Origin of the sequence: Zhongshania sp. R06B22, assembly GCF_040892595.1 — a bacterium.
In the GTDB taxonomy this organism is placed as follows: domain Bacteria; phylum Pseudomonadota; class Gammaproteobacteria; order Pseudomonadales; family Spongiibacteraceae; genus Spongiibacter; species Spongiibacter arctica.
In genome coordinates this window covers 1399318-1426051 of record NZ_JBFRYB010000001.1, presented here as the reverse complement: position 1 = coordinate 1426051, position 26734 = coordinate 1399318, and the positions used below count along the sequence as shown (strand labels likewise).

Genomic DNA, 26734 nt, shown 5'->3' with positions numbered 1-26734 from the left:
GCGGGATAACCATACCACAAGGTCACGTCACAGGAACCTCTATTACCTTTAGATATCGCTCAGGGAAATTGCGCATATCCACAAGCAAAATTCACCTGTACGCTAGGATTCGAACAGTGCGACTTTCGGCAGCTGCAAACGGTCACAATACCCGCCGCGCTGCCGCCCTTGCTAGTAATTTTGGCGACCTAAATGACAAAGTTCAATAGTCCGCTGAAGGTTAGACTCTCAGCACGGGGCAATTGTCATGAAGTGGTAACTGTTCTTAAGTGCAGGCTTTCTGTAAAATATCGATCACTGTGAATACCCAATACCCGAGGCCAATCACTCATGCCCGAGCAAACACAGCCCGACAACATCGCGGCTGACACCAAGCCACCACTACTTTGGATGCAGACTATATTATTTTCCAGCACCTTGCTGATCGCCCTGATCGGTGTGCCCTGGTATGGCATTAGCCAAGGTTTCACCTGGACCGGCTGGCTGGGCTTTGTCCTTATTCTGGGCGCTAACGGCATGTCTATTACGGCAGGTTACCATCGCCTTTGGGCTCACAACAGCTATAAAGCTCACCCCATATTGAAAGTGTTATTTGCCCTATTTGGCGCCGCTGCCACCCAAAATAGTATTCTTATTTGGGCTTCTGGCCATCGCCGTCATCATCGACATGTAGATCACGTGGATAACGATCCGTATTCGGCCAAGAAAGGCCTATGGTATTCCCATATTGGCTGGATGTTGCGTGACTACCCTGCCAGCGCAGACGACTTCTCCAACGCCAAAGATTTACAGCGTGATAAAATTGTTATGTGGCAGCACCGCTACTATCTTCCTTTAGTGCTGTTTATGAATATTGCTCCCGCCGTTGCGCTAGGATTTATTACCGGCCATATGCTCGAAAATATCTTGCTCGCCGGTGTACTCCGATTAGTCGTCAGCCATCACACCACATTCTTTATAAATTCCCTGGCGCATTTTTGGGGCCGCCGTCCTTATACCGACGAAAACTCCGCCCGCGACAATGACTTTCTGGCACTGCTCACTTACGGTGAGGGCTACCATAATTACCACCATATCTTCCAAAATGACTATCGCAACGGTATCCGTTGGTGGCATTACGACCCCACCAAGTGGCTGATAAAAACGGCCTCATGGGTTGGCCTGACGTGGGACCTGCGTAAAATTCCAGATTTCAAAATCCAGCGCGCCATCATCACCATGCAATTCAAAAAGGCAGAGCAGGCCCTGCGCAATCGCAAAGGCGCTGACACCAATCAATTTACCGCGTTTTTAGAGCAGGAATACCAGCAATTCTGCGATCACTTGAATGATTGGAATGCGGTGAGCCAGCGCTGGGTGGACGCCAAGCGAGAACACCTAGCCGAACAGAAAGATGCGCTACAATTAAATCTTGCAGGCAAAAAAGAAACCTTGCAGCACAATCTGCATAAAGCATGGGAACACGCCACGCTGCGCAGTCGCTTACAAGAACTGGAGTACGCGCTTAAAATGCAGCGCAAACGCCTGCAAATGCTGACCTTGGAAATAGCATAGTAGCGCCATTCATATCTCAACGCCCTAGCGAGGAAGCGCCACTCTCTTTACACACACTGAGAGTGGCCGGCGGAACCAAAGACCAGCATCAATTCATAGTCATACCGGCGTTTCGGCTACATTTAGCGGACGTTGAGGGAAATTCTCCTGCACGGTAAACCCCAAATATCCCACCGCCGTTACCAAGCCAGACTCAATCCACTCTGCCCCGAGCGTTGAATGCCGCCGACGCTAACTCGCCCTGCCATAACATGGTCGCGTCGGTGTTCATACCCGGCATCACAACGGGTGGTCGATAGATCATTCGAAAGCGCTCATTTGGCGCTATAGCGGCCAGAGACCCAGAGCCAGCGAGGCCGTCTTGCAAGACGTACCAACGCGGCAAGGCGGTGTCTAATGCCGCTCGATACTCTTCACCGGGGGCCAGCGTGATAATGTCATCTTCCGCCAAAATATACGGACTGCAGCGGGTGTCGGCCATAGTGTATCGCCGCCCGGTATCGCCCTCAGCTTGCAATGAAAAACCACAGCGCAATTCATTGTCGGCAATTTGTAAGGACGCGTCTGATACATTTTTGAGAGTGAGTATTAACATTGGGCTCCGCGGCGGTGCACCGTCGCCACGATCATCATTAGTAAGCTCGGTATTTTGCTCTAAACGGATACCGATGTGACTCCAGCGGTATCCTGCTAAGACCGCAACACCACCGCGACCTATCGCCACTTCGACTTCCATTGGAATTTGCAGGCCGTCACCCGAACCGCGCTGACGCTCAATTTCAATACCGCTACCCTGCTGAACAAAATACTGTTCAATACCATAGCGAAGGTGTATTCGACCATCGCCTACTTCTCGACTCACGCGACCGCGCAGAAAGACACCGCCGCTAGGCTTGTGATCAGTAAGATAATTAAGCTCATACAAGTCTGTCGAAGCCGGCTTTAAAACCGCATATATCATCTCTTCACGCTGCAGTGAGCTGGCTGGTCGCGACGACTTAAAATGTGCCGCATCGACGGTATTGAGTGAGTAGCTAAGCCGGACAAAGTCGCCGCGCAATGGATCGCGAGGATCAATCGGTGCTGTTCGCAAAAACACTCGCTCCCCCCCGTAGCGTATCCATTCACGCTCAGCAGCCATATACGCAAGCACGGCAAACTGACTGAGCACCAAAACTATAATCAAGGCTTTACGCACGGGGCTTCTCCAGCTTGCGACGGGTACTCTGCTTGGAATAACGCAAACCGATAATAAAGAGCAGCAAGCCCAGCAACAAAAAGATCGCTGAACGCGCCAATAGGCTCTGGAATAAATCGGTAAAACGCGCCGCCCCCAATACGACCAGCATAATGCAACCCAAGGATAAAACTCGAGCCTGAAGATGCTGGGTACCGCGGTATACGAATAGCAAACTGTAGCCCAAAAATGCGACATTAAAGACTAGCCGGCTCACATCACTGACGTCAGCGCCCAGCAGGCTAGGCAACACCGAAAATGTTAATACCAGTAAGACCAAGCCACTATCTACCCACTGTTCGGCTAATGCAGGGCGAGTACTAGCGCGAAGTAGCGCAGCTCCCCAGCTCACTAGTGCAAGTAATAAGGGCAGTAATATATACAGTGAATCAAACCCCGCTAACTCATATAAGCCTGACAGCAGCGGAAGACCGGTAAACGTGCCGACAAAAATAAGGGGCAACCACAGAACGCGACCACACAGCGTCAATACCTTTGCACTTGCAGGATAAGCACTCACTGCCACCAAACGAGCCATTGCAAAATAACTCCCCACCAGCAAGAGGCCAACAGCAAAGAAATACTTTTCACCAATACCAGGCACGGTGAACGAATAGGACAGCGGCACGGCGAGCAATAAAACAGCCAATAAAGACGCCGAGCGCTGCAGCCACGCCAAGGGCAACAAAGCCAGCAATAACACCAAGCTAGCAATAGGCACATGCCGGCCGAACTCAAAGGTTTCCAGACCACTCCACAACAATAATAAAATGGTTGCCAATACCCCGTGAGCCACAGAAGGTAAGGCCCACGCCAAACTCAGCGCCGCCAGACACCACAGTAAAAAACCATCGAGGTAGTGAACGTCAAAATGATAAATTTGCGCCACCAACCAAATGCCTGCGCCAAAAAGCATGGTGCCCAGCATGTGTAAGCTTTCCGCTACGCGGGGATTAGACTTGTCATTTTTGGCCAAGAGCAAAGCACTGCCATGAGCGCCCAGAAGACCAAGACCGATCACCGCTAACTTTACATACCGGTCCATGCCGTCCCAGTTATAAGCAAACAGTAAAATAACCCCGAGCCCAAAAACACCAGCACCCAGCAATGCAAATATCACTCTACCCCAAGCACCATCACCTTTGGCACGATATGCGACAAACGCCGGATAGCGGGCATACAAAGCATTAGCCTGCTGGTCATTGATAATACCTTCCCGCAGCCATTGCGCAATTTCGGCGCGTAACCAAGGGTTATTGTTTTCCATATTGCTCCTGCAAAACTAGATTACTGGATAAAAGACCCAACAAAAATCATGTTCCTGTTCGGTATTATGGGCAAGCAAGCTGCGGTATTAAAGAGCTTAAGAGGGAATGTAAATAATAGATTTTTATGGCATTAGCTAATTTTTGGCATAAAAAAAGCGATGCAGACACTAGTATGTATAACATACGTAGCCGCACCGCCGGCAATTTACTTTTGTAGGAAGACGAATCTTCATACAAAAAAACAACGATTACCTTCTAAACCAGAAACGTCGTTTTTCTATTGTAGCGTTTTCCATTCCAGTCACGACGGCAACACCCAAAAGGCGCCACTCACCGTAAATCATCTGGTAGAGCAAATCAAAATTCACCACCTCCGGAGGCAAAGCGAATTTACCGCGCATACGTAATAAACCCGTCGCTCCAATCTGCGGTGCAATCTCATACTCTGGCTGAAGCAATAAAGCCCGACTTAGATCGACACCTGACTTTCTCAAACCAAGAAACAACTCAGCAATATCGTCAGTCGTATTTTTGCGCTGAAACTCCGGTGCGGCAATTTCTCGAAACACCGAATAATTCAAGGTGTCATTACCTTGCTCAATCGCTAAAAAAGTAGACCACAAAACCCGAGCAGCTTCGCCGACTTCAAACTTTTTCACATCGTCGTCAGCGTGCGCATTCCAAGATATTACATAAAACATGCACACCAAAAACATCGACCTAAGCAAAACAAACCCCCGAAAATCGGGGGCCATCGTAGTCAAACGTCTTACCATGAAGCAGTCATCCCAACACGGCCACCTACAGTAGAATTACTTTTGCCGCTACCAACACCGAATTCAAACTGAACAGATTCGGTAGCGCGAATAGCGCCTGACAGCGCAGTGGCTTCCTCACCTTCAAAATAGCCTGCACCAATGCTCAACGCAAATCTTTGACCAGCGGGAACATAAGGTGTGCTCAATGCCATCGCTAGGGCGATACCACCACGGTTATCATCAATTGACTCCCGATTTTCCCGCATCTGGGCAAATGTCGCACCACCATCCGTTGCCAAATTGCCATTAGCGTCCGACGTCACGATCTCAGTTGGTCCGGACTGAGCCCCGCGACTCGCTGCAGACGTTATACCAGGTGTTGTGTAAGTACTCGTTGACGTACCCAATACAACTTGGTTTGCGCGACTTGTTGTAGCACCTGCACCAATTGCTATGGCGTTATCCTGAGCCGCGTTAGCGCCGTCACCAATCGCAACCGAACGAACACCGCCCGCAGTCGCCGCTTCACCCACCGCTACGGAACGAACACCGTTAGCCTGCGCTAAGTGACCAAGCGCTGTTGAGCGCTCTGCATTTGCACCTGACTTCCAACCATAGGCTGTCGCACCAGGACCTGTCGCAACAGATTCACCACCGACGGTAGTCGTAGAATTTCCGTTTGCAACGGCCATCGTACCTATCGCCATTGCATCAACGCCTGTTGCACTGGCTTCATTACCGATGGCGACAGACTCTAAACCTTGTGCGGACGCAGCTTCACCGACCGCCGTAGAACGCACACCATCTGCCTGCGCCAAATGACCTAACGCAGTCGCTCTCTCGGAGTTCGCACCTGACCGCCAGCCAAATGCAGTTGCGCCTGGGCCAGTCGCAACCGATTCGCCGCCCACCGTTGTCGTTGAATTTCCGTTAGCAACAGCCATCGTACCTATTGCCATGGCATCAACGCCTGTTGCACTCGATTCATTACCAATCGCGACGGACTCCAAACCTTGTGCAGACGCAGCTTCACCGACCGCCGTAGAACGCACACCATCTGCCTGCGCCAAATGACCTAAGGCCGTTGCACGTTCTGCATTAGCACCAGATTTCCAGCCGTACGCAGTTGCGCCTGGGCCAGTCGCAACCGATTCGCCGCCCACCGTTGTCGTTGAATTTCCGTTAGCAACAGCCATCGTACCTATCGCCATCGCGTCTATACCTGTTGCACTCGATTCATTACCAATCGCGACAGACTCCAAACCTTGTGCAGACGCAGCTTCACCAACAGCTGTCGAGCGCACACCATCGGCTTGCGCTAAATGACCGAGCGCAGTAGCGCGCTCTGAGTTAGCACCTGACCGCCAACCAAATGCGGTCGCACCTGGACCCGTGGCTACAGATTCTCCACCGACGGTAGTAGTCGAATTACCATTAGCAACTGCTTGCGTACCTATCGCGGTTGCATCAACACCCGCAGCAGATGCTTCGTTACCGATTGCACTGGCCTGCTCTCCAGTTGCGATAGCAGCTTCGCCAACTGCCAAGGTGCGGTCGCCTGTTGCAGTGGCAAGATGACCCACGGCATGCGCGCGCTCGCCAGTGGCATTGGATTTCCAACCGTAGGCCGTTGCCGCTAGGCCGTCAGCGGTAGACTCACCACCAACGGCAGTGGTCGAATTACCATTAGCAAGTGATTGCGTACCGATCGCGGTTGCATCCACACCCGTAGCAGATGCTTCGTTGCCGATTGCACTGGCCTGTTCGCCTGCGGCCGTAGCAGCTTCGCCAACCGCCAAGGTGCGGTCACCTGTTGCAGTGGCAAGATGACCCACGGCATGCGCGCGCTCACCAGTGGCATTAGATTTCCAACCGTAGGCCGTCGCCGCTAGACCGTCAGCAGTAGACTCACCACCAACGGCTGTGGTCGAATTACCATTAGCAAGCGATTGCGTACCTATCGCGGTTGCATCAATACCGGTCGCAGATGCTTCGTTGCCGATTGCACTGGCCTGTTCGCCTGCGGCCGCAGCAGCTTCGCCAACAGCCAAGGTGCGATCACCTGTTGCAGTAGCAAGATGACCTAGCGCGTGTGCGCGCTCGCCAGTCGCATTGGATTTCCAGCCAAAAGCTGTAGCGGCGATGCCATCTGCAATCGACTCTCCGCCCACCGCTGTAGTGGAATTACCGTTTGCATTTGCCATTGTGCCAACAGCTGTAGCATCTACACCAATAGCTGAAGCTTCGTTACCAATCGCAGTTGATTCGGTACCAGCGGCCGTCGCAGCGTTGCCACAGGCGGTATTGCTAACCACACCGTTGTCGTCAGAAGCGACACTGCCGGGAGCGCCGGAATCTGTACATTCAAAAGCAGCACTTTCATTGCCACCCAAAAGCAGTGGCAGGGTAATTAGCGCACTCAATAGAGTTCCACGAACGCGACCATGTATAGTCGCTTGCGAACTTCCTAATTTAAGTTGCCATCTTTTATTATTAATTTTCATTATTTGCCTCCATAGGCAGACGGTGGGACTTTGGCACACGAAATACCGACAACTCGCACAGCAAATTGAACGGAAGGACTAAAAATTTGAGGATTAAAGAACGCAACAAGGCCACCAAAACAATCGAATTAATTGTCAGCAGCGCGAGCGATAGTATTGGGCTTGATTTGACTGAAAACGTTAAAGGAGCTAAAAAAACACGGAAACAGACGCACGGCACAGCACCATATTGCTGTCCTCCGACTTTAATCCAGCGTGATAAATCACTAAAAATGACCGACCTAGGCAAGCCTTTTACCCCTAATTTCCGGCTTTTTAGCCGTTTTAATTATTTTGCTATAGGGGTAACTACGTATTCACATCTGAAGCGGATCAGCGTCAATTCAAAAATATTCGGAAGATGGTAAATTTAGTGGAATATACAGGTAGCCCCACTAGAAAAACATGAGGCACGGTCTTGTCACGGCAAGTATTCTAAACCATCTCTTCCATTACTCGTTCAGCAAAACCGTGACCCGCTTCTGCGTAGAGGTTAAAGGTGATGCATCCCATACTTATCAATTCTTCCTGCTGATCGGAGAACCTCGAGACGACCGCAATATTGCCTTTGTAATTAAGCTGTTGAAGAAGCTTAACAACATCGACATTTTCAGAATGGTTGGTCAAGCTGACCAATACCATCTTGCGGCGATGGAGTTCCGCGCGCTCTAGAAAATCGCGGTCACTGGCGTCTCCCGGCACACAAGATATACCAGCCAAGCGCAGTTTTAAGGCTTTGTCTGCACTCTCCTCAACGCCAACGATCTTATCTGGGTAATGCTGACTCAGGTAGTCATAAGCACCACTGCCAATGCGGCCCATACCAAAAATCACTATTTCGGCTTCGCCCAAATCAACGGGGCGCTCCTGCACTAGCAGCTCGCTGCGCTCCATTTTCTGCAGACGAGTCGCTAACCGAGCATAGAGTGAATGTACGTGGGTATTGAAGGGCACGGCAATAAACAGCGACAGGGCCATCGCCACCGCCAAGGTCGTTAACCATACTTCGGGAAGCTGCCCACCCTTGACCGCCATTGCAGCCACAATCAAACCAAACTCGCTATAATTGAACAACGACAGACCCACTAGTAGTGAGGTTCGCGCCCGCAGCCGAAACATCAGTAGAAGCCCAAAATAAATCAGTGGCCGAATAATAATTAATGACGCAATCACCAGGGCAACCAATAGCATGTCACCGCTAGGAAGACCGGTGTAACCAATACTAAGGAAAAAGGCAGTGAGGAATATATCTTTAAAATTAATGAGGCTCTTATAGAGTTCCACACTCTTATCTACACCGGACAACAAAATGCCAAATAACAAGGCACCTAAGCCTGCCTTCAGATGGACCATTTCAAATAATTCTGCACTCCCGAGTGCAACGGCAATACCAAACAAAACCAGCAATTCACCATGTCCGGCCTGTTTTAACAAAAACACCAGCAGCGGTCTCAGTAAGGGCAAGCCCAGCAAGGCAAACGCCCAGGGTGATGGCGCGCGATCGGCTGATAAAACTAAATAACTGACGGCAAAAATATCTTGAACAATTAAGATACCAATCGCGATTTTAGCGTGTAAGGCGGAGCCCTCACCACGCTCATCAAAAATTTTGACTGCAAATACGGTACTGGAAAACGATAAGGCAAAGGCTAGCGTCAAGGCAACAGTCGTGTCCATGCCGCCAATACCGGGCATTAACAACACTAGTCCCATTAACATTAGTGACGTTAGCGGCACCACAATGATGGTGTGCAAAGATGCTGTGGCCCATATTTGCGGCGCCAGTAACTCGCGCACATTAAGCTTTAAACCAATAGTGAATAGCAGCAGGATAATGCCCACATCCGACAACACATTGATAACATCTGCATCGCCAAGCTGTAAACCGCCGGCTAAAAACCCTGCTAATAGATATCCTAGTAGCGGCGGCATGCCAACACGTCGAAACGCTAAACCCGCCAAAAAAGCGACGCCCACCAATACAGGCTCAATCATCAGTATTTACCCATTCCTCAAATTTGCAAAACACCCCAAGCAAGTTCTACGCCCAGTAAATATATGAGCGGCCCGCCCCTATAGCGACGCCATAAACGCCGGTCAATACAAAGGGTAGCAACACCATAAAAGTCAGATACTCTATGCGAGACGGCACCGCACTTGACGTAAAGCTCCATCGATTAGTACGACGTTTCTAACTATTTCTCGGCCTTCAAACTGTAGCGCAACACAATATAGCCAAGCCCGCCGGATAATAGCGATCCCAAAATTATCCCCAAGCGCTCATCGAACATGCGGTTAACACCCGTCTCTTCAAACGCCAGTGAGCCAATAAACAGACTCATAGTAAAACCAATACCACAGAGTAAGGCAGTACCATACAAGGATGCCCACGACATACCGTCGGGTAAGCGAGTGAAATTAAGCTTTATGCCCACCCAACAAAACAAAAACACACCTAGCTGCTTGCCGACAAACAAACCGAGGGTAATACCCAGAGGCACTGGGTGCAGAATATGCTCTAAGCCCATGCCACTAAAACTAATCCCCGAGTTGCAGAACGCGAACACCGGTAAGATAAAAAACGCCACGACACTGTGAAGATCGTGTTCCAAAGACTTAGCGGGGGAACTCTTTTTTGGATCCTTAGCACGCATGGGCACAAACATCGCCAGCACCACGCCGCCCAAAGTAGCGTGGACACCCGACTTGACTAGGGCAACCCACATCACCAGACCAACGATAAGATACGGGCTAAACTCATCGACGCCACGCCGATTTAAATACCACAGCACCACAATACATATCGCCGCGACCATTAGCGCTGTCGTCGAAATATTACTGGTGTAGAAAAAAGCGATAATGAGTATGGCGCCAATATCATCGAATATCGCCAATACGGTTAGAAACACTTTTAGGGTAAGGGGTACACGTGATCCCAATAGACTCAAAACGCCTAAGGCAAAGGCGATATCCGTCGCAGTGGGAATTGCCCAACCGCGCTGCGCCACCGGATCGTTGGGGTTAAGAAATATATAGATTAACGCAGGCACCGCCATGCCTCCTACAGCGCCCAAGCCGGGCAATATCACGTTGCGGTAGTCTGACAGCTCGCCCTCTATGAACTCCCGTTTGAGTTCCAAACCAACTAGTAAAAAGAACACCGCCATAAAGCCATCATTCACCCACAATAGCAGCGGCTTGGCGAGCTTGAGTGCGCCGACTTGCACTACCACGGGGGTGTCGATCAATAAATTATAGAAACTGACGAGGGGACTATTCGCCAACACCATCGCTAAGGCGCCAGCAAAAACCAATATAATGCCACCGGCCGATTCTTGTTTTAAAAAATTTTTGATAAATGAGTCATCTAACTGGGTCATAAACACCTACAACTACGTCATTATAATATTGCACCAAAAAACAGATGCACGCACCGGCTCTGATCTTGGCTAAGCACTGCATTCCAGCGCTTAACAGCAAGGATCATACCTACTGGCCTAGCCAACACAAGAAATACTGAGTTTTTTGATGTTCTTTACAAACTGAATGACAAGCACTCGCTACAGCTAAAATAGTAGCACCGAAACAAGCCTTGCTCCCAAACACAACTTGACGCAGCATAAGGAGCAAGTCACTAGGAAGGACATAATAAATGGCGAACAAATCAAAACTGCGCGGCGCTAACTTCCCCTCTGCCCGCGAGGAAATGCCCAGCAAGCTAGAAGACATGCCAGAGGCGTATCGACTGGCCTATACCGACCAAGATTTTTTATTGCGCGAGGAACTGCGAGGCCTGCGCTTTCACTTAGAATTACAAAAGCCGGAAATGATCCTCAAGGAGCACGGCGTTGAGTCGACAATCGTTATTTTTGGCAGCGCTCGATTTTTATCGCCAGAGGACGCCGATATTGCCTTCAAAGCCGCCGAGGCCGGCGGTGACCCGGCTAAAATCCGCGCGAGCAAACGTGATCAACGCAATAGTCACTACTACCAGCAAGCGCAACGCTTAGGTGAGCTTATTACCGCGCACTCATCGAACTGTGACCCCAGCGAACAACTCTACGTCGTGACCGGCGGCGGCCCAGGAATTATGGAGGCGGCAAATCGCGGCGCCATGGAAGCGGGTGGTAAATCCATAGGCTTAAATATTGTACTGCCCCACGAGCAAGCACCCAATCCCTATATTAGCCCGGAGTTTTGCTTTCGCTTTCACTACTTTGGCATACGCAAAATGCACTTTATGCTGCGCGCTAAGGCGGTCATTGTTTGCCCCGGCGGCTTTGGCACCTTTGACGAGCTCTTCGAAGCCCTCACACTGATTCAAACCGGCAAGTCCAAACGGGTGCCGGTCATCCTCCTTGGTCATGAGTTTTGGCGCCAGGCGATCAATCTCGAATTTTTACGTGACGAAGGCGTGATCAGCCCTGACGACGTCAATATGATTTCGATTGTGGATACCGCTGAACAAGCTTGGCAGCAAATCGTTGATTTCTACGAGCTAAGCCCCGGCGAGTGCTTAAGCTGCTAGCGACAAGGATCGAGCGCCAAGGTCTCTATTGGCGCTCTTCTATATGATATCATTAGCGATTATTTTTCAGTTAAACGGTTTCACATGTCTGCCCCAATCGTCCGCTTTGAGCACATTCGTTTTGCCTATCAACTCGACCCCATCCTTGACGATTTTAATTGGCAGTGGCCGCAGCGGCAGCACATCGCAATTCTTGGTGGCAATGGTGCGGGCAAAACCACATTAGCTAAACTCATTACCGATACCCTGCGGCCAAACAGCGGCGAAGTGCATTATACCGACAGTATTGGGCCCGCCGACATTGCCTATATATCCTTTGATTTACAACGTGAACTAATGGAGCGCGACAGTCGATTCGACGATAGCGAAACCAGAGAAGACGCCTTCGACGTTGGCACCACCGTCAAAAATATTGTCTTGCAAGGACAGCCAGCCACTGCAGAGTTTGAGCATCTCTGCTCGCGCTTGGGTATAGGCCATATTCTCGACCAAGGCATTCGCTATATTTCCACCGGCGAAAGCCGAAAAGCCCTGCTGGCACGCGCACTATTCGCCAAGCCCGCCGCCCTCATTTTAGACAACCCCTTTGAGGGCTTAGACGTAAAAGCCCAAGCGGAAATGCATAGCCTATTGGCAGAGCTAGTCGGCTCTAGCACACCACTGGTGCTGCTCACCAAGGACGCCAACGATATTCCCGATGCCATCGACACGGTATTTAATATGGCACACGGCAAGATCCTTGGTGAATGCTCAGCCGCAGAGGCAAAGCGACAAGCCAAAACCGTCCATCATTACGCCAAACCTCTACCTATTGCCGAAGCGCCAGCTCATCCAGCAGATACTGCCTTGCTGGAACTGCGAGACATCAGTGTCAACTTCCGCGGCAAGCAAGTATTGAGCGACATTAATTGGACTCTAATGCCCCACCAGCACTGCTGTATCAGTGGCCCTAATGGCGCGGGAAAATCCACTTTACTCGGTCTCTTGTGCGGTGAAAATGACAAAGCCTACGGCCAACAAGTATTTTTATTTGGCCGCCGACGCGGCAGTGGCGAAAGTATTTGGGAGGTAAAATCTCAATTCGGCCTGCTCAATGCCAGCATGCAAATGAGTAATTTAAAGCGCACCAAAGTCATCGACGTGGTTGCGTCTGGTCTATTCGACTCGGTAGGCCTGTATACCGATTACAGTGAAACTCAGCGCCAATTACTAGTCGCTTGGCTTGAGGCACTTGAGCTATTACCACTCAAGGAACATCGCTTTGATCGCTTGTCTTTTGGTGAGCAGCGCATGATTTTGCTGGCGCGGGCAATGGTGAAATCACCGCGTATTTTAATTTTAGATGAACCCTGTATTGGTTTAGACAATGAACAGAAATCTAAACTATTAGGTGCGGTCGATCAAATTGCCAGCCACGGCCAAACTCGGATTCTATTTGTGAGTCATCGCAGCGAAGAAGTACCGGAGTGCATAAACCAATTTTTGGATTTAGTACCCTCGGACCAAGGCGGCTATACCGCCCAAATCCGTGAATCTTAAATATATAAAGGCGTTTGAAATCAATCAAAGACGCCTTTAAACCAGCGCCACATTTTCTCACCGTCGGGGGCGCAACCACCACTTTCAGTCGGCGCGCTGCCACTCATAAAGGGCATATAGCGTGCGCCCTCACACCAAGACTGGGTGAGCTTGGCCGTCTCTCCATCTACCCATTGGTAATCCACACCCGCTATTTGGGAGAAGGGCATTTGCTCGGTGCTGGCCTCCGCCATAAATTGTCGCCACACCGTCAGCGCGCCGCTGGCCCCCGTTAATCCTGTTGACGCATTATTATCTAAACCCATCCACACCACCGCCATATAATCACCGGCAAAACCGGCAAACCATGAATCGCGGGTTTTGTTACTGGTCCCGGTTTTACCTGCCACCCGATAATCCTTTGGCAAAACCTTGTAAACCCCCTTGCCAGTGCCTTCGCGGACGGTTTCCAACATCGCGTATTGCAAGATATGCACCGCTGCTGGGTTCACAACTTGCCTGGGCTTTTGCGGATAGCGCGCCAATAATTTACCGTCGCTATCAGCGATCGCGTAAATAGTGCGCAGCGGTGTATAGCGCCCGTCAGCAGCAATCGTCTGGTACATGGCGGCGACTTCTATAGGCGCCAATTCTGCCGCGCCTAGCAACATTGAGGGCACCTCTAGCAGCGGCCGCTTAATCCCCAAACGCTGAAACATATCCATCACATTGTTCAAACCCACCTCCATTCCCAAACGGGCAGTGGCAAGGTTGTAAGAATGCGCCAGTGCGGTGTGCAAAGGCACATCGCCATGGGATTTATGATCGTAATTAGAGGGCTTCCAGAGTGAACCGTCGGCATTCGGTATACTGACCGGCGCGTCCGAAACTCGGGTAAGTAAATTATAGGAACGCGGCTGATTCCATGCCGCCAAAAATACCGCCGGCTTAGCCAGAGAGCCAATGGGGCGCAGGGCATCCAAGGCCCGATTAAAACCAGCATATCGCGGTCGTTTGCCACCGATCACCGCCACCACATCACCGCTATTAACCCGCGTCACCACCATCGCGACTTGCAGATCTTTTTGGCGGCTTTCCAGCCGCGCCAAGGATCTAACCGTGGCTTTCTCAGCCCGCCGCTGCAATACCGGATCGAAGGGTGTGAAAATTCGCAGCCCACTATTCTGTAATTCTTTACTTTGATAATCGCGACTAAGCTGTCGACGAACCAAATCAACATAAGCCGGATATACCCCGTCCAATGCCGAGGTCTTCGCTAATTCCAAGGGCTCTTTCTGCCAAGCGGACAACTGCGCAGGCGTTAACCAACCTTGCTCAGCCAATTCGCCCATAACAATATTTCGGCGATTTTTAGCGCGCTCGGGGTGGCGCCAAGGATCGTAGTAAGACGGACCTTTGACTAAACCAACTAACATCGATATTTGCGCCAGATTTAACTCATTTAAAGGCCGGTTAAAATAGTGGCGTGCCGCTAAACCAAAACCGTGAATCGCACGATTGCCCTCCTGCCCCAGATACACTTCATTAATATAGGCTTCAAGAATGCGATCTTTGCTGTAATGCATTTCAGTGAGAATCGACATCACCGCCTCTTTGGCCTTGCGCCAAAGACTGCGTTCATTGCTGAGAATGGTGTTTTTAACCAGCTGCTGAGTCAAGGTACTACCACCCTGCACAGTGCGACCTGCTTTAATATTCACCAGCAATGCGCGAGCAATACTGCGCGGTGAAATACCGAAATGGCTATAGAAATGCTGATCCTCAACCTGCACCAAGGTTTCCACTAACATCTGCGGGACTTCCGCAAGGCCAAGCATCAGACGGTCTTCATGGCGGCCCGGATACACCCCACCGATCACCATGGGATCTAATTGCTCTTCGGCGATGCGCTCACCCAAGGTATCGCGCACCACGCCAACAGTGGTCGGGGCCATCTCTAACTCTATTTTACGCGCGGGCCGTTCACCATCAGCAAACGCGAATGGGCGCAGAAATATCGAGAAATGATCGCCCTGTCGATAGTAGGTTCCAGGCTCATTCACCAAGCGCCTTGAACGATAACCCAGCTCGCCCAGCTCTGATTCAAGCTCATACGCAGTCAAAATTGCACCCGACGCCAGCACTAATGGCCGGGCATAAACTTTGGCTGGCTGCTCATAGCGTTTGGCGTCAAACGCGCCACGTACCTTGGCATCGCTGTAGGCAAACAAAATCAGCAACAACACCAAACCCACTAGGGAGACTTTCAAGCCTAGACTCAGCCAGCGAATATTTCGAAACTTACTAGCAAGGTTCTTTGGAGATTTTTTAGCCATGGATTACAACCAAATAATATTCATTAATACACATAACACTTTATATACAGCGCCAATACTGCCACAGCCGCCCCCTGTCATCGGTATTCAAGCGCTAACGCATTGCAAATCGATCTTCAAACCGGATAATAGCGGCACTTTACCGCAAGTAACTGGCAAATAAGATGAAAAAATATCACCTCTACGGTATTGGCGCTGCACTCGTCGATACCGAAATTGAAATTAGCGACCAAGAGCTAGGCACGCTCGGCGTTGAAAAAGGCCTTATGACACTCGTTGATGAGCCTCGCCAACAAGAATTGTTGGACAAGCTCAGCGGCCATATGGTTCATGCCAGTTCAACCAGCGGTGGCTCGGCCTGTAACTCCGTTGTTGCGGCCGCGTATTTTGGCGCCACAAACTACTATTCTTGCAAAGTCGCCAACGATGAGCACGGCGATTTTTTTATGAACGATATTAAAGCGGCCGGTGTTGATGCCGATTTCGACGGCGACAAGGCCGCCGGTGTCACCGGAAAATGCCTAGTCTTAATTAGCCCTGATGCCGAACGCAGCATGAATACGCACTTAGGCATCAGTGCAACGCTGTCCATTGATGAGATCAACGAAGCCGCACTTAGCGATTCCGAATACTTCTATGCCGAAGGCTATTTGGTCACTTCTGACACCGGCCGCGCCGCCGCCGTTGCCGGTCGTAGTATTGCCGAGCGCAGCGGTGTTAAAACCGCACTGAGTTTTTCAGACCCCGGCATGGTCAGTTTCTTCCGCGATGGTTTAGCGGAAATGCTCGGCAATGGGGTAGACCTTATTTTCTGCAATGAAGCAGAGGCCTTGGGCTGGGCGCAAAGTGAATCACTTGATGACGCGGTAATTGCGCTGAAAAAGATCAGCAAAACCTTTGCCATCACCCTCGGCGCCAAAGGCGCATTGGTGTTCGATGGCGAACAGCTCCACACCATTGCCGGCCATAAAGTGAAAGCCGTAGACACTAATGGTGCCGGCGATATGTTTGCAGGTGCCTTTCTTTATGCGATCACCCACGGCCACGACTTTAAGAAAGCCGGCGAATTAGCGAGTCTCGCTGCTGCCGAGGTGGTATCTCAATACGGCCCGCGTCTAGCCGGGCCACGTCACCGCGAGTTACTGGCACGTCTTGCCTAAAACACGCGCTCGGGCACGAAAAAGGCAGAACCCCGCAAGGAGTTCTGCCTTTTTTATCGCTCTAATAATTTATCCGATCTTAATTTCTTTTCAGAAACGCCACTAATTTTGGATCTGAAAACATACTGACTAAGACTTCTGCCACTAGGTCATTCACCAGCTGACTGTTGTGGGAATTGCTGGGCGCATTAAAAAACTTTTGATTGCGCTTTATACGGTAGCGACCCTCGTAGTGTTCATTGCCACGCCTTACTTCAACTTCTACGCCCGCCATCATATCCATGTCATAGCCTAGGCCATATTCCTTAGGATGGTCGTAAACCAAGGAGCTAAAAATGACATGCACGTCTGTGGTATTTGGATCCAAGCTATTAACATCGTAGCCCATGGCGGCCATATAAGCAGACAAGGCCGTCTCGACAGGTAAAGACAGATCGTTTGCGAGGGTGATAACCGAGGTTTCACGGTAGGCGCCGCCACGACTGCCCAACACCTTATTCGCGCGCTGGTCGCTAACCCGAATATGCACCGGATTGCCGTCGCCATTGACCTGCGTCGGGGCGGGGAACTCCGGCGCCACCTGAATGGCTTGGGGGCTCTGCGCGCAGGCCGTTATCAGCAGCGCCGCCGTTAAAACACAGCCTTTCATCAAAGTTGTATAGCTCATCATTTATCCTTGGGATAATAAATCACGTAAGTCAGTAATCGCAGCATTGGCGCGGGTAATATACGAAGCCATAACCAACGAATGATTAGCGAGCAGGCCAAAACCGCTGCCATTCAACACCATTAGACTAAACATCGCCTGCTGGGTGCCCTCTAGCTCGCGAATAATTTGTCGCATACTTACCTCGGCATTTTTGTCGGCAAGGACGTCGGCAAAATCAATTTCTATGGCGCGCAAGAAACAGATCAATGCCCAGGCGGTGCCACGGGACTCATAAAACACATTGTCTATTTCCAGCCAGGGGGTTTTCACCCGCTCATCACTAGGCGCCGGCGTAGACTGGCGCGCATTGGGATCATTGGCTAAATCTGTGTTCAAACGCGGACGACCCACGCTTGCGCTTAAGCGCTGCGACAAACTCCCTAATCGAGATTCTACCCCCGCCAGCCAGAACCGTAAATTGTCAGCCCGCGCGTAAAACTGCGCCTGTGGGTCACCTGCATCACTAAGGCGTTGACGGTAAGCCTTGAGATACTTAATCCCTTGGCGGTACTCAGACTCAGACGCGGGTACTGCCCAGCTATTATTGGAAAAATTAAACCGCGGTTCAGATTTCGCTAAGTCGCGATCTTCTCGCGACTGAGATTGCGAACGGCTAAAGCTTTCACGCATCGACCGACTTAATTCGCGCACCTGAATCAATACCCCATATTCCCAGGCGGGCATATTATCCATAAAAAGACCGGGCGGAGTCACATCATTGCTGATGAAGCCGCCGGGTTTATCCAATAGCACCTCACTAACGTCAATCAGCGCCGAGCTTGTCGCGGTGCCCACCACCGCCAAGGACGCATCTTGCTGCATATAGCGAGTGGCAGGTATCTCCGGTGTAAAGCTCCAGTAAACACCCAGCACTATCACCAATAATATATACAAGGGCAGCACAATCGCTGCCACCCGCCAGAGCACACCGTCGCCCATCCAGTCCTGCAAGGCTTCTTTAATTCTAGAATTTAGTTCCATTATTTTTTGCTTCATTATTGGTGCACCCCTGCATGTTCTTTAATAGCGGACGATTCTTTTAAAACGCTGATCACCGGTGCAAGCACAGTGACTTCTTCACCATCGTCAGTAGTAAGGCTAAAGCTTAACTGATCACCATCACGCACAGCGCGAGTAAGATTAATCAACATTAAATGATAGCCACCAGATTCAAACACCAGGCTTTCGCCCGCAGCGATACTAACTGATGCCTGCTTTTGCATCGACATCATGCCGTTGCGATGTTGATGACTATGAATTTCCAAACGCTCGGCAGCATCAGAACGACCCGCCATCAACTCAACGGGTTTGTCGCTGGCATTCAGTACGGTAAAAAATGCTGCTGTATTGCGCTGAGTTGGCGGCAGTCCGCGGACGTAGGCGTCTTTAATCTCAATAGACTGAGCCACCAATGGGCTTAGCGCCAACGCCGCTACTACCACCCTCCATATCTTTACCACAACGTCCTCCGATTAATGAATTTGTGCGCCAAGCATTCGACCGTGACACTACAAATCTTCTAGCAAGCTGCAACTGGGTAGGCAGCAAGGTTATACTTCACGGTCTAACACCGCTGATTTAACGTATCATACCGCCACCGCCTTAGTGATTGTATTTATGAAACAGATTTTATTATTGGTTATTTTTCTGTTTGCCAGCAACAGTCAGGCAGCAGACGACTTTTTTTCTGCTCCGTCAGCAGTGAGCTTTAGCGATAGCAGCCCGCAATTTTTGCCGGTAGAGCAAGCCTACCAGTCACAATTGCTGTGGAATAAAGGAAATTTATTGCTTAGCTGGACCGCCGCTGATGGCTACTATCTGTACAAAGAGCGCTTTGCACTAAAGGCCTTTATCGACGGCAAAGCGGTTGCACTTAATAGCGAATTTGAAACCGGTAAACTTAAACAAGACCCCAACTTCGGCGAAACCGAAGTCTACTATCACAATACCACGATAATCCTAAGGGATTTACCCGCTACGACATTTACTCTGAGTGTCACTTCTCAGGGTTGCGCCGATGCCGGGCTGTGCTATCCGCCACAAACCCAGCACTACCAAATTGATCCCCAGCAGCAAAATGTCGTGGCAGTTGAAAGCGCACCGCGTTTGAACTCAAGTAAGGCCATTACACTTTCTGGCGACGACGATAGTGATCGCGCACTTTGGCTAGTGCTAATTTTTGCTATTTTGGGCGGCGCCATCCTCAATCTTATGCCCTGTGTATTCCCGGTACTCGGACTTAAAGTATTAAGCTTTACCAACGCCAATCACGGCACCCCACTAAAGCACGGCCTTGTTTATAGCGCGGGCGTCGTAATTAGTTTTCTTGCGGTTGCCGCCTTGCTCATCATCTTGCAACAGGCCGGGCAAGCCATCGGCTGGGGATTTCAATTACAGACACCCTGGTTTGTCGCCCTGCTAGCGTGCTTGTTTTTTGTATTGTCCTTAAACCTACTGGGGCTCTTTGAAATCGGTGGTAGCTGGGCAAATATCGGCAGCGATCTCAGTCGCCAAAGCGGTTACAGCGGCAGCTTCTTTACCGGCGTGCTCGCCACTGTCGTGGCCAGCCCTTGCACCGCGCCCTTTATGGGCACTGCAGTGGGCTTTGCCGCCAGTCAGCCTCCGTTTATCGCCCTGCTGGTCTTCGGCTGTATCGGCATAGGCTTGGCACTGCCAGTCTTACTGCTAACCTTATTCCCTGCCGGCTTACAACGTCTTCCCAAATCCGGTCAGTGGATGATCAGCCTACGTCAATTTTTGGCTTTTCCCTTACTAGCCACCGCCATTTGGCTTATCTGGGTAAGCGGTCGTCAAACGGGTGTAGACGGCATGGCCCTCATCTTGTCAGCCTGGCTAGTCATCGCCTTTGGTCTGTGGCTGCACGGCAAGGAGAAGAAATTAGTCGCCGCCGTACTTATCGTCGCTGCGCTCGCCGCGGTTACTACCACACTCGCAACCCCGCCAGATGACACCGCATCCAAAAGTGGCAACTTTGACCAAAACGAAATACAAGCGCTGCGTGAGCAGGGCCGCAATGTATTCCTGGATATAACCGCTGACTGGTGTATTACCTGTATTGCCAACGAAACCTTAGTGCTCAACACCGACACTATTCGCGATGCCTTTACAGAGCATAATGTCGAGTATGTCATCGCCGACTGGACCCGCTACGACCCCGCCATTACCTCGCTATTGGCTGACTATAAGCGCAATGGCATTCCCCTCTATATTTACTACCCTGCCGACCTCAATGCGACAGAGATCATGCTGCCGCAGGTATTGACCAAAGCGATGATTCTCGAGCTGCTAAACCGATAAGATTAGCGGCCAACAGTGTTAGCACCGAAAACACTGGCGTCGGCAAAACGCCAGCGATCTTCTGCAAACTTGCAGACAACGGCTGCTATCTTAAAAAAATTTACGAGATGCATTGGACTCTAAAAACCAAATAAGGCACAATCGCCATACACTCTAGATGGCACGTTCAAGCAGTGACTTATGGCATCGATACTCGTTCTTCACGGCCCCAATCTGAATTTACTAGGCACGCGTGAACCCGGCGTTTACGGCAGCAACACGCTGGCAGATATTGACGCCGAGTTGCAGCTTATTGCCAAAGAGCGCGGCCACCATCTGCAGTCAATGCAAAGCAATGCCGAATACGAATTAATAGACCGTATTCATCTAGCACGGCCAGAGGGTATTAACTTCATTATTTTTAACCCGGCTGCGTTTACCCACACCAGCATCGCCCTGCGCGATGCCTTGCTGGCGGTCGATATTCCATTCATTGAAGTGCACCTGTCCAATGTGCACGCCCGTGAGGACTTCCGTCATCACTCCTATTTTTCGGACATCGCGCTCGGCGTCATTTGCGGCCTGGGAGCCCAGGGCTACCAATTAGCGCTACATGCAGCGATGGATCAATTAAACCAATAAAGAATTAAACTTAGCCTATTCAAGAGAGCGACTATGGATATTAGAAAAGTAAAAAAATTGATCGAGCTACTCGAAGAGTCAAATATCGACGAACTAGAGATTAAAGAGGGCGAAGAGTCTGTGCGCATCAGCCGCAACAGCGCCGCCAAAGGCATGCTAGCGCAACAGTATATTGGCCAGCCGATGATGCAAGCCCCAGCAGCTGCGCCCGCACCAGCCGCAGCGCCGGCAGAAGCACCAAAAGCAGCAGAGCCCAATGGCCATATTATCAAGTCGCCAATGGTTGGCACTTTCTATCGCTCGCCATCACCGTCGTCCCCCTCCTTTATCGAAGTGGGTCAGCACGTCAAAGTCGGCGACGTTATCTGTATCGTTGAAGCCATGAAAATGATGAACCAGATCGAAGCCGACAAATCGGGCGTGATCGAAGCCATACTTGTAGACGACGCACAACCCGTTGAATTCGATCAATCCCTGATCACTATTGTGTAAAACCGGCCTAACCGGAACAAACAATTGTCCGATCAACATACCGAAAAGGGATTGATTTCAAATGCTTAAAAAAGTTGTCATTGCCAACCGTGGAGAGATTGCACTGCGCATACTTCGCGCCTGCAAAGAGCTTGGCATTAAGACCGTCGCAGTCCACTCCACTGCAGATCGCAATCTAATGCATGTCCGTCTAGCCGACGAATCGGTCTGCATAGGTCCCGCACCGTCACCAGCTAGCTACTTAAACATACCCGCTATTATCAGTGCGGCTGAGGTCACCGACGCCGTGGCCATCCACCCCGGCTACGGTTTCTTGGCAGAAAATGCCGACTTCGCCGAGCAGGTTGAGAAAAGTGGTTTCGTTTTCATTGGCCCCACCCCCGACCTAATTCGAATGATGGGCGACAAGGTCTCAGCCATCAAAGCGATGAAAAAAGCTGGCGTTCCTACCGTGCCCGGCTCAGATGGTCCTATTACCGATGATAATGATCACACCCTAGCCGTGGCCAAACGTATCGGTTACCCCGTTATTATTAAAGCTGCAGCGGGCGGCGGCGGACGTGGCATGCGTGTTGTTCACAGTGAAGCCGCCCTGCTGAATGCGGTATATGTCACCCAGTCAGAGGCTAAAGCGGCCTTTGGTGATGAGACAGTCTATATCGAGAAATTCCTCGAGAACCCGCGTCATGTAGAAATTCAAGTTTTGGCGGACGGTCAAGGTCACGCAATCCATTTAGGTGACCGCGATTGCTCGCTGCAGCGCCGTCACCAAAAAGTACTTGAAGAAGCACCCGCGCCGGGCATTCCAGATGAGATCCGCAATCAAGTTGCCAAGTCCTGTGTCGATGCCTGTATCGCCATAAACTATCGCGGCGCCGGAACTTTCGAGTTTCTCTATGAAAACGGCCAATTCTTCTTTATAGAAATGAACACCCGTATTCAGGTTGAACATCCCGTCAGCGAAATGGTGACCGGCATTGACCTCATCAAACAGCAATTGCTGATTGCCAGCGGCGAGAAATTATCAATCACCCAAGACGATATCAAAATCAAAGGCCATGCCTTTGAATGCCGTATCAACGCTGAAGACCCCAAAACCTTTTTGCCCTGCCCCGGTCTTGTAAAGCATTATCATGCACCCGGCGGCCTCGGTGTTCGGGTCGACTCGCATTTATATAGCGGCTATACAGTGCCACCCCATTACGACTCAATGATTGCAAAAATTATTACCTGGGGTGACAGCCGAGAGATTGCCTTGAGCCGGATGCGCAATGCCCTCGATGAATTAGTCATTGACGGTATTCGTACCAACACTGACTTACATCGTGACTTAGTGCGCGATGCCGCGTTTAAAAAAGGCGGCGTCAGCATTCATTATTTAGAGAAAAAACTTAAGCTCTAAGCATGCTAAGTCTGTAACATATCAAGGGGTCTATTTTCGAATAGACCCCTTTTCATTTCCAACGCCATTAGCAATAGTATTTTCAACAACAAGAGCACCTCATGACCTGGTTACAACTGCGACTCGACGCCGACCCCGCCACTGCCTCCATACTCGAAGACGCGCTCTTGGACGTAGGTGCCGCCGCCGTAACTATGGAAGACAATGCCGACCAGCCGGTGTACGAACCCGGCGTGGGTGAAACCCCAGTGTGGCAACACACCCGAGTAACAGGCTTGTTCACCGCCGACACCGATATGACAGCCACACTCGCGGAGCTACAAAGCCATTACGGCCAAGCACTGCCTGCGCTGCGCATAGAAATATTAGAAGACCGTGATTGGATTAGAGAATGGATGGACAGCTATCATCCCATTCAATGCGGCGAGCGCCTGTGGATTTGCCCAAGCTGGCGCGAGCCTGTCGACCCCAAAGCGGTAAACTTGCTCCTTGATCCCGGTCTCGCCTTTGGCACCGGCACGCATCCCACAACTTGGCTGTGCATGCAGTGGCTAGACCAACAAGATCTGAGCGGACTCACAGTGATCGACTATGGCTGCGGCTCTGGCATTTTGGGCATAGCCGCACTGCTCCTGGGCGCCAAGAAAGTCATCGCGGTGGACAACGATCCGCAAGCGCTACTCGCCACCCGCGACAATGCCCGCCGCAATAATATCGACGACGCCCGCATCGAATGTCTACTTCCCGAGCATATTCCCGACGGTTTGCACGGTGATATGGTGGTTGCCAATATACTTGCCGGTCCATTAACCTCATTGGCACCGAGCCTTGCGGCCACGCTCAGCGAGGGCGCAGCCATTTGTTTATCGGGTATATTACAAAGCCAAGCCGAAGAGCTAATGGGCTGTTATCAAGAGTGGTTTAACGCGCTTAATCTGACCACAAAAGACGAGTGGGTTAGGATATGCGGCACTAAAAACCATAGTTAAAGCGACGAAACACCGAGATGAATACAATAAATACCACCCCAAAAAGCATTCAGTGTCCGCAATGCAAAACCCGGTTTAGAGTAAAAGCCGAGCAGCTGCTACTTGCGGACGGCTTAGTGAGGTGCAGTGTCTGCATGAGTATTTTCAGCGGCATTGATGAACACACCGATGCCTCGATACTGCTAACAGACCTAGACGACAAGACACTCAACACTGATCGTGAACTAGAGCAAGCGCCGTCGCCAACGCCGAATATTGAAACTACATTAAAAGACTTAAACGCCGAGGACGATGGCGCCCTCAGCGGCGAACCGCCGGAGTTAGACCTGCTGACGGGCCTAAGTACCGTCAATCACGACTTTGAATACCACCAGCCGCGTCGCGGCGGCGTCCAGTGGTTTTGGCTAGTCGCCAACACCATCGCCCTAGTGGTACTTATCGGGCAAATTGCACTTTGGCAAAAAGCCTCCCTCTTCGCCAGCCCCATCGGGGACGAGCTCCGTAAACTTTGCCCGCTGCATCCGTCAATCTGCGAAGACCCAGCACAAAAACGTAGTTCGGCGGTAACCGATGTTGTCAGCACCAAGCTGGTGGTCCGCAAGCACCCCTCAATAGACAATGCACTTTTGGTCGACACCATCTTGCTAAACCGCGGCCCAGCCAGTACCAGCTTCCCTGAATTAAAGCTGCGCTTTAGCGATATTAACGACCGCACCATTGCCACCCGTTCATTCAAGCCGGCGGAATACCTTGCTGGCGAACTCACAGCCGACGCCAGCCTGGCAAGCCAGCAACCCGTTCACATCGCTTTAGAAATCGTCGACCCCGGCCCAGCAGCAGTTAACTACCAGTTACAGCTGCTGCCGTAAAGCCGATTTTTTACGCTCAAAACTGGTTATTTTTTGAGCGCAAGACTTCCGGTGGCGTCTTTGAACGAGTATTATAGCTGCCCTGTTTTCCCACGGTTAATTTCCCTTTACGGGCATGGCGATGATCCAAATTGGTCCTCACAAGCTTCCTGCCCGTGCCGTATTGGCGCCAATGGCAGGTATTACCGATCTGCCCTTTCGCCGCCTGTGCCGCGAGTTCGGCGCCGGCTTAACCGTATCCGAAATGTTGATCAGTGACGCCGCACTATGGGACACCCGCAAGAGTTATTTGCGCCTAGCCCATGACGACAACACGCCGCGCGCTGTTCAAATTGCCGGGGCAGACCCGCTAATGATGGCGGATGCAGCAAGACGCTGTGCAGACATGGGTGTCGACATCATCGACATCAACATGGGATGCCCAGCAAAAAAAGTCTGTAAAAAAGCCGCCGGTTCGGCGTTATTAAGAGAACCGGAATTAGTAAAAGAAATAGTAACTGCGGTTGTCGCAGCAGTAGATCTACCCGTTACGCTAAAAATTCGTACCGGGTGGTCACGCGACCAACGCAACGGAATCGACATTGCCAAGCTTGCCCAAGATTGTGGCATTCGCTCACTGGCAGTGCATGGCAGAACTCGCGAGTGTCGCTATTTAGGGAATGCTGAATATGACACCATCGCGGCAATAAAACAGGCCATCGATATTCCGGTATTTGCCAATGGCGATATTTGCTCGGCACAACAAGCCAAGCAGGTATTGGATTACACCGGTGCCGACGGTGTAATGATAGGCCGCGGCGCGCAGGGTAAGCCCTGGCTGTTCCGCGAGATCAACACCTATCTGGCGACCGGCAAGCTAGCCGCCCCAGCAACACCAGGGGAAATAAAACAGGTAATGCTGAATCATCTCAGCGCCCTTTATCGGTTTTACGGTGAACACCAAGGACTGCGCATCGCACGTAAACACTGTGCATGGTATTTGCAGGAGCTCGACCCCACCAGTGGTTTCCGCGGCATATTCAACCGCCTTGAGTCCACCAGTGCACAACAAGATGCTGTACATCACTACTTTGAACAGCACGAACAAAACCTAGAGGAAGCCGCAGCATGAATTTGACCAGCATAGACAGCGCCCCAGTCGCCGAAACCACCACTGCCCCAACAACCGCCGCTAACGACGACATCAGCAAAGCAAAAACCCTGCGCGACAGCGTGGCGATTGCCCTGAACAACTATCTTGCCACCCTCGATGGCCAAGACGTCTGCGATGTCTACAATATGGTGCTCTCAGAAGTAGAAGCGCCACTGCTCGAAGAGGTGATGCGCTACACCCGCAACAATCAAACCCGCGCCTCTCAGATGCTGGGCTTGAACCGCGGCACCCTTCGCAAAAAGCTCAAACAATACGATTTACTGTAATACCGTTCGACAC

General features: G+C 51.0%; 23 protein-coding genes. 13 read left to right on the top strand and 10 right to left on the bottom strand.

The window, feature by feature from the left end:
* The first annotated feature begins 330 nt into the window (after nucleotides 1–330).
* Entirely contained in the window at nucleotides 331–1554 is a 1224-nt protein-coding gene (locus AB4875_RS06460) for an acyl-CoA desaturase (RefSeq protein WP_368375231.1), read from the top strand.
* 193 nt (nucleotides 1555–1747) lie between these two features.
* On the opposite strand, the gene AB4875_RS06455 is transcribed toward AB4875_RS06460, so the two are convergent.
* From AB4875_RS06455 to AB4875_RS06440, 4 genes are all read right to left on the bottom strand, one after another.
* Nucleotides 1748–2752, bottom strand: coding sequence for a GDYXXLXY domain-containing protein (locus AB4875_RS06455; protein WP_368375230.1), 1005 nt, complete (start codon nucleotides 2750–2752; stop codon nucleotides 1748–1750).
* Entirely contained in the window at nucleotides 2745–4058 is a 1314-nt protein-coding gene (locus AB4875_RS06450; RefSeq protein WP_368375229.1) for a DUF2157 domain-containing protein, read from the bottom strand. Before AB4875_RS06450 ends, AB4875_RS06455 begins: the two co-directional genes overlap by 8 nt.
* Nucleotides 4059–4307: 249 nt before the next feature.
* Nucleotides 4308–4835, bottom strand: a complete 528-nt coding sequence (locus tag AB4875_RS06445; protein WP_368375228.1) for a hypothetical protein — start codon at nucleotides 4833–4835, stop codon at nucleotides 4308–4310.
* Nucleotides 4829–7321 carry a YadA-like family protein gene (locus AB4875_RS06440; RefSeq protein ID WP_368375227.1) on the bottom strand — a complete coding sequence of 831 codons (2493 nt, stop codon included), beginning with the start codon at nucleotides 7319–7321 and terminating at the stop codon, nucleotides 4829–4831. The genes AB4875_RS06445 and AB4875_RS06440 overlap by 7 nt, the downstream gene beginning before the upstream one ends.
* An 86-nt stretch (nucleotides 7322–7407) precedes the next feature.
* Between AB4875_RS06440 and AB4875_RS06435 the strand changes: the two genes are divergently transcribed.
* The gene (locus AB4875_RS06435; protein WP_368375226.1) at nucleotides 7408–7728 is read left to right on the top strand and encodes a hypothetical protein; all 321 of its coding nucleotides are present in this window, start codon (nucleotides 7408–7410) and stop codon (nucleotides 7726–7728) included.
* Nucleotides 7729–7795: 67 nt separating this feature from the next.
* Here the strand turns inward: AB4875_RS06435 and AB4875_RS06430 are convergent, their stop codons facing one another.
* Both AB4875_RS06430 and nhaA read right to left on the bottom strand, forming a co-directional pair.
* Nucleotides 7796–9355 carry a cation:proton antiporter domain-containing protein gene (locus AB4875_RS06430; protein ID WP_368375225.1) on the bottom strand — a complete coding sequence of 520 codons (1560 nt, stop codon included), beginning with the start codon at nucleotides 9353–9355 and terminating at the stop codon, nucleotides 7796–7798.
* A gap of 200 nt (nucleotides 9356–9555) precedes the next feature.
* Nucleotides 9556–10740, bottom strand: coding sequence for a Na+/H+ antiporter NhaA (nhaA, locus tag AB4875_RS06425; RefSeq protein WP_368375224.1), 1185 nt, complete (start codon nucleotides 10738–10740; stop codon nucleotides 9556–9558).
* A 272-nt stretch (nucleotides 10741–11012) separates the two neighbouring features.
* Here nhaA and AB4875_RS06420 point away from each other — a divergent pair, with 272 nt between their 5' ends.
* Nucleotides 11013–11888, top strand: coding sequence for an LOG family protein (locus AB4875_RS06420; RefSeq protein WP_368375223.1), 876 nt, complete (start codon nucleotides 11013–11015; stop codon nucleotides 11886–11888).
* An 84-nt stretch (nucleotides 11889–11972) separates the two neighbouring features.
* Nucleotides 11973–13427 (top strand): ATP-binding cassette domain-containing protein, encoded by a 1455-nt coding sequence (locus AB4875_RS06415; RefSeq protein ID WP_368375222.1) that lies wholly within the window; start codon nucleotides 11973–11975, stop codon nucleotides 13425–13427.
* Nucleotides 13428–13447: 20 nt separating this feature from the next.
* Here AB4875_RS06415 and mrcB read toward each other — a convergent pair whose 3' ends face one another.
* Nucleotides 13448–15742 carry a penicillin-binding protein 1B gene (gene mrcB / locus AB4875_RS06410; RefSeq protein ID WP_368375221.1) on the bottom strand — a complete coding sequence of 765 codons (2295 nt, stop codon included), beginning with the start codon at nucleotides 15740–15742 and terminating at the stop codon, nucleotides 13448–13450.
* 164 nt (nucleotides 15743–15906) lie between these two features.
* Here mrcB and AB4875_RS06405 point away from each other — a divergent pair, with 164 nt between their 5' ends.
* Nucleotides 15907–16902, top strand: a complete 996-nt coding sequence (locus AB4875_RS06405) for an adenosine kinase (RefSeq protein WP_368375220.1) — start codon at nucleotides 15907–15909, stop codon at nucleotides 16900–16902.
* Nucleotides 16903–16981: 79 nt separating this feature from the next.
* On the opposite strand, the gene AB4875_RS06400 is transcribed toward AB4875_RS06405, so the two are convergent.
* The 3 genes from AB4875_RS06400 to AB4875_RS06390 are packed head-to-tail and all read right to left on the bottom strand — an operon-like array spanning nucleotide 16982 to nucleotide 19071.
* A complete protein-coding gene (locus AB4875_RS06400; RefSeq protein WP_368375219.1) occupies nucleotides 16982–17569 on the bottom strand; it encodes a YajG family lipoprotein in 588 nt (195 codons plus the stop codon).
* A 3-nt stretch (nucleotides 17570–17572) separates the two neighbouring features.
* Nucleotides 17573–18607: a DUF2333 family protein gene (locus AB4875_RS06395; protein ID WP_438273520.1), complete on the bottom strand. Its 1035-nt coding sequence runs from the start codon at nucleotides 18605–18607 to the stop codon at nucleotides 17573–17575.
* A complete protein-coding gene (locus AB4875_RS06390; protein WP_368375218.1) occupies nucleotides 18607–19071 on the bottom strand; it encodes a copper chaperone PCu(A)C in 465 nt (154 codons plus the stop codon). The genes AB4875_RS06395 and AB4875_RS06390 overlap by 1 nt, the downstream gene beginning before the upstream one ends.
* 157 nt (nucleotides 19072–19228) lie before the next feature.
* Between AB4875_RS06390 and AB4875_RS06385 the strand changes: the two genes are divergently transcribed.
* The 8 genes from AB4875_RS06385 (at nucleotide 19229) to fis (ending at nucleotide 26721) form a co-directional block, all read left to right on the top strand.
* Entirely contained in the window at nucleotides 19229–20929 is a 1701-nt protein-coding gene (locus tag AB4875_RS06385) for a protein-disulfide reductase DsbD family protein (protein WP_368375217.1), read from the top strand.
* 180 nt (nucleotides 20930–21109) lie between these two features.
* Nucleotides 21110–21550 (top strand): type II 3-dehydroquinate dehydratase, encoded by a 441-nt coding sequence (aroQ, locus tag AB4875_RS06380; protein ID WP_368375216.1) that lies wholly within the window; start codon nucleotides 21110–21112, stop codon nucleotides 21548–21550.
* A 33-nt stretch (nucleotides 21551–21583) separates the two neighbouring features.
* Complete coding sequence (gene accB / locus AB4875_RS06375) at nucleotides 21584–22042, top strand: acetyl-CoA carboxylase biotin carboxyl carrier protein (protein ID WP_368375215.1); 459 nt, start codon at nucleotides 21584–21586, stop codon at nucleotides 22040–22042.
* Nucleotides 22043–22103: 61 nt separating this feature from the next.
* Complete coding sequence (gene accC, locus AB4875_RS06370; RefSeq protein WP_368375214.1) at nucleotides 22104–23444, top strand: acetyl-CoA carboxylase biotin carboxylase subunit; 1341 nt, start codon at nucleotides 22104–22106, stop codon at nucleotides 23442–23444.
* Nucleotides 23445–23545: 101 nt separating this feature from the next.
* Entirely contained in the window at nucleotides 23546–24433 is an 888-nt protein-coding gene (gene prmA, locus AB4875_RS06365) for a 50S ribosomal protein L11 methyltransferase (RefSeq protein ID WP_368375213.1), read from the top strand.
* A gap of 17 nt (nucleotides 24434–24450) precedes the next feature.
* On the top strand, nucleotides 24451–25302 hold the full coding sequence (locus AB4875_RS06360; protein WP_368375212.1) for a zinc-ribbon and DUF3426 domain-containing protein: 852 nt from the start codon (nucleotides 24451–24453) through the stop codon (nucleotides 25300–25302).
* 121 nt (nucleotides 25303–25423) lie between these two features.
* Complete coding sequence (gene dusB, locus AB4875_RS06355) at nucleotides 25424–26413, top strand: tRNA dihydrouridine synthase DusB (protein ID WP_438273519.1); 990 nt, start codon at nucleotides 25424–25426, stop codon at nucleotides 26411–26413.
* Nucleotides 26410–26721 carry a DNA-binding transcriptional regulator Fis gene (gene fis / locus AB4875_RS06350; RefSeq protein WP_368375210.1) on the top strand — a complete coding sequence of 104 codons (312 nt, stop codon included), beginning with the start codon at nucleotides 26410–26412 and terminating at the stop codon, nucleotides 26719–26721. The genes dusB and fis overlap by 4 nt, the downstream gene beginning before the upstream one ends.
* The last annotated feature ends 13 nt before the right edge of the window (nucleotides 26722–26734 follow it).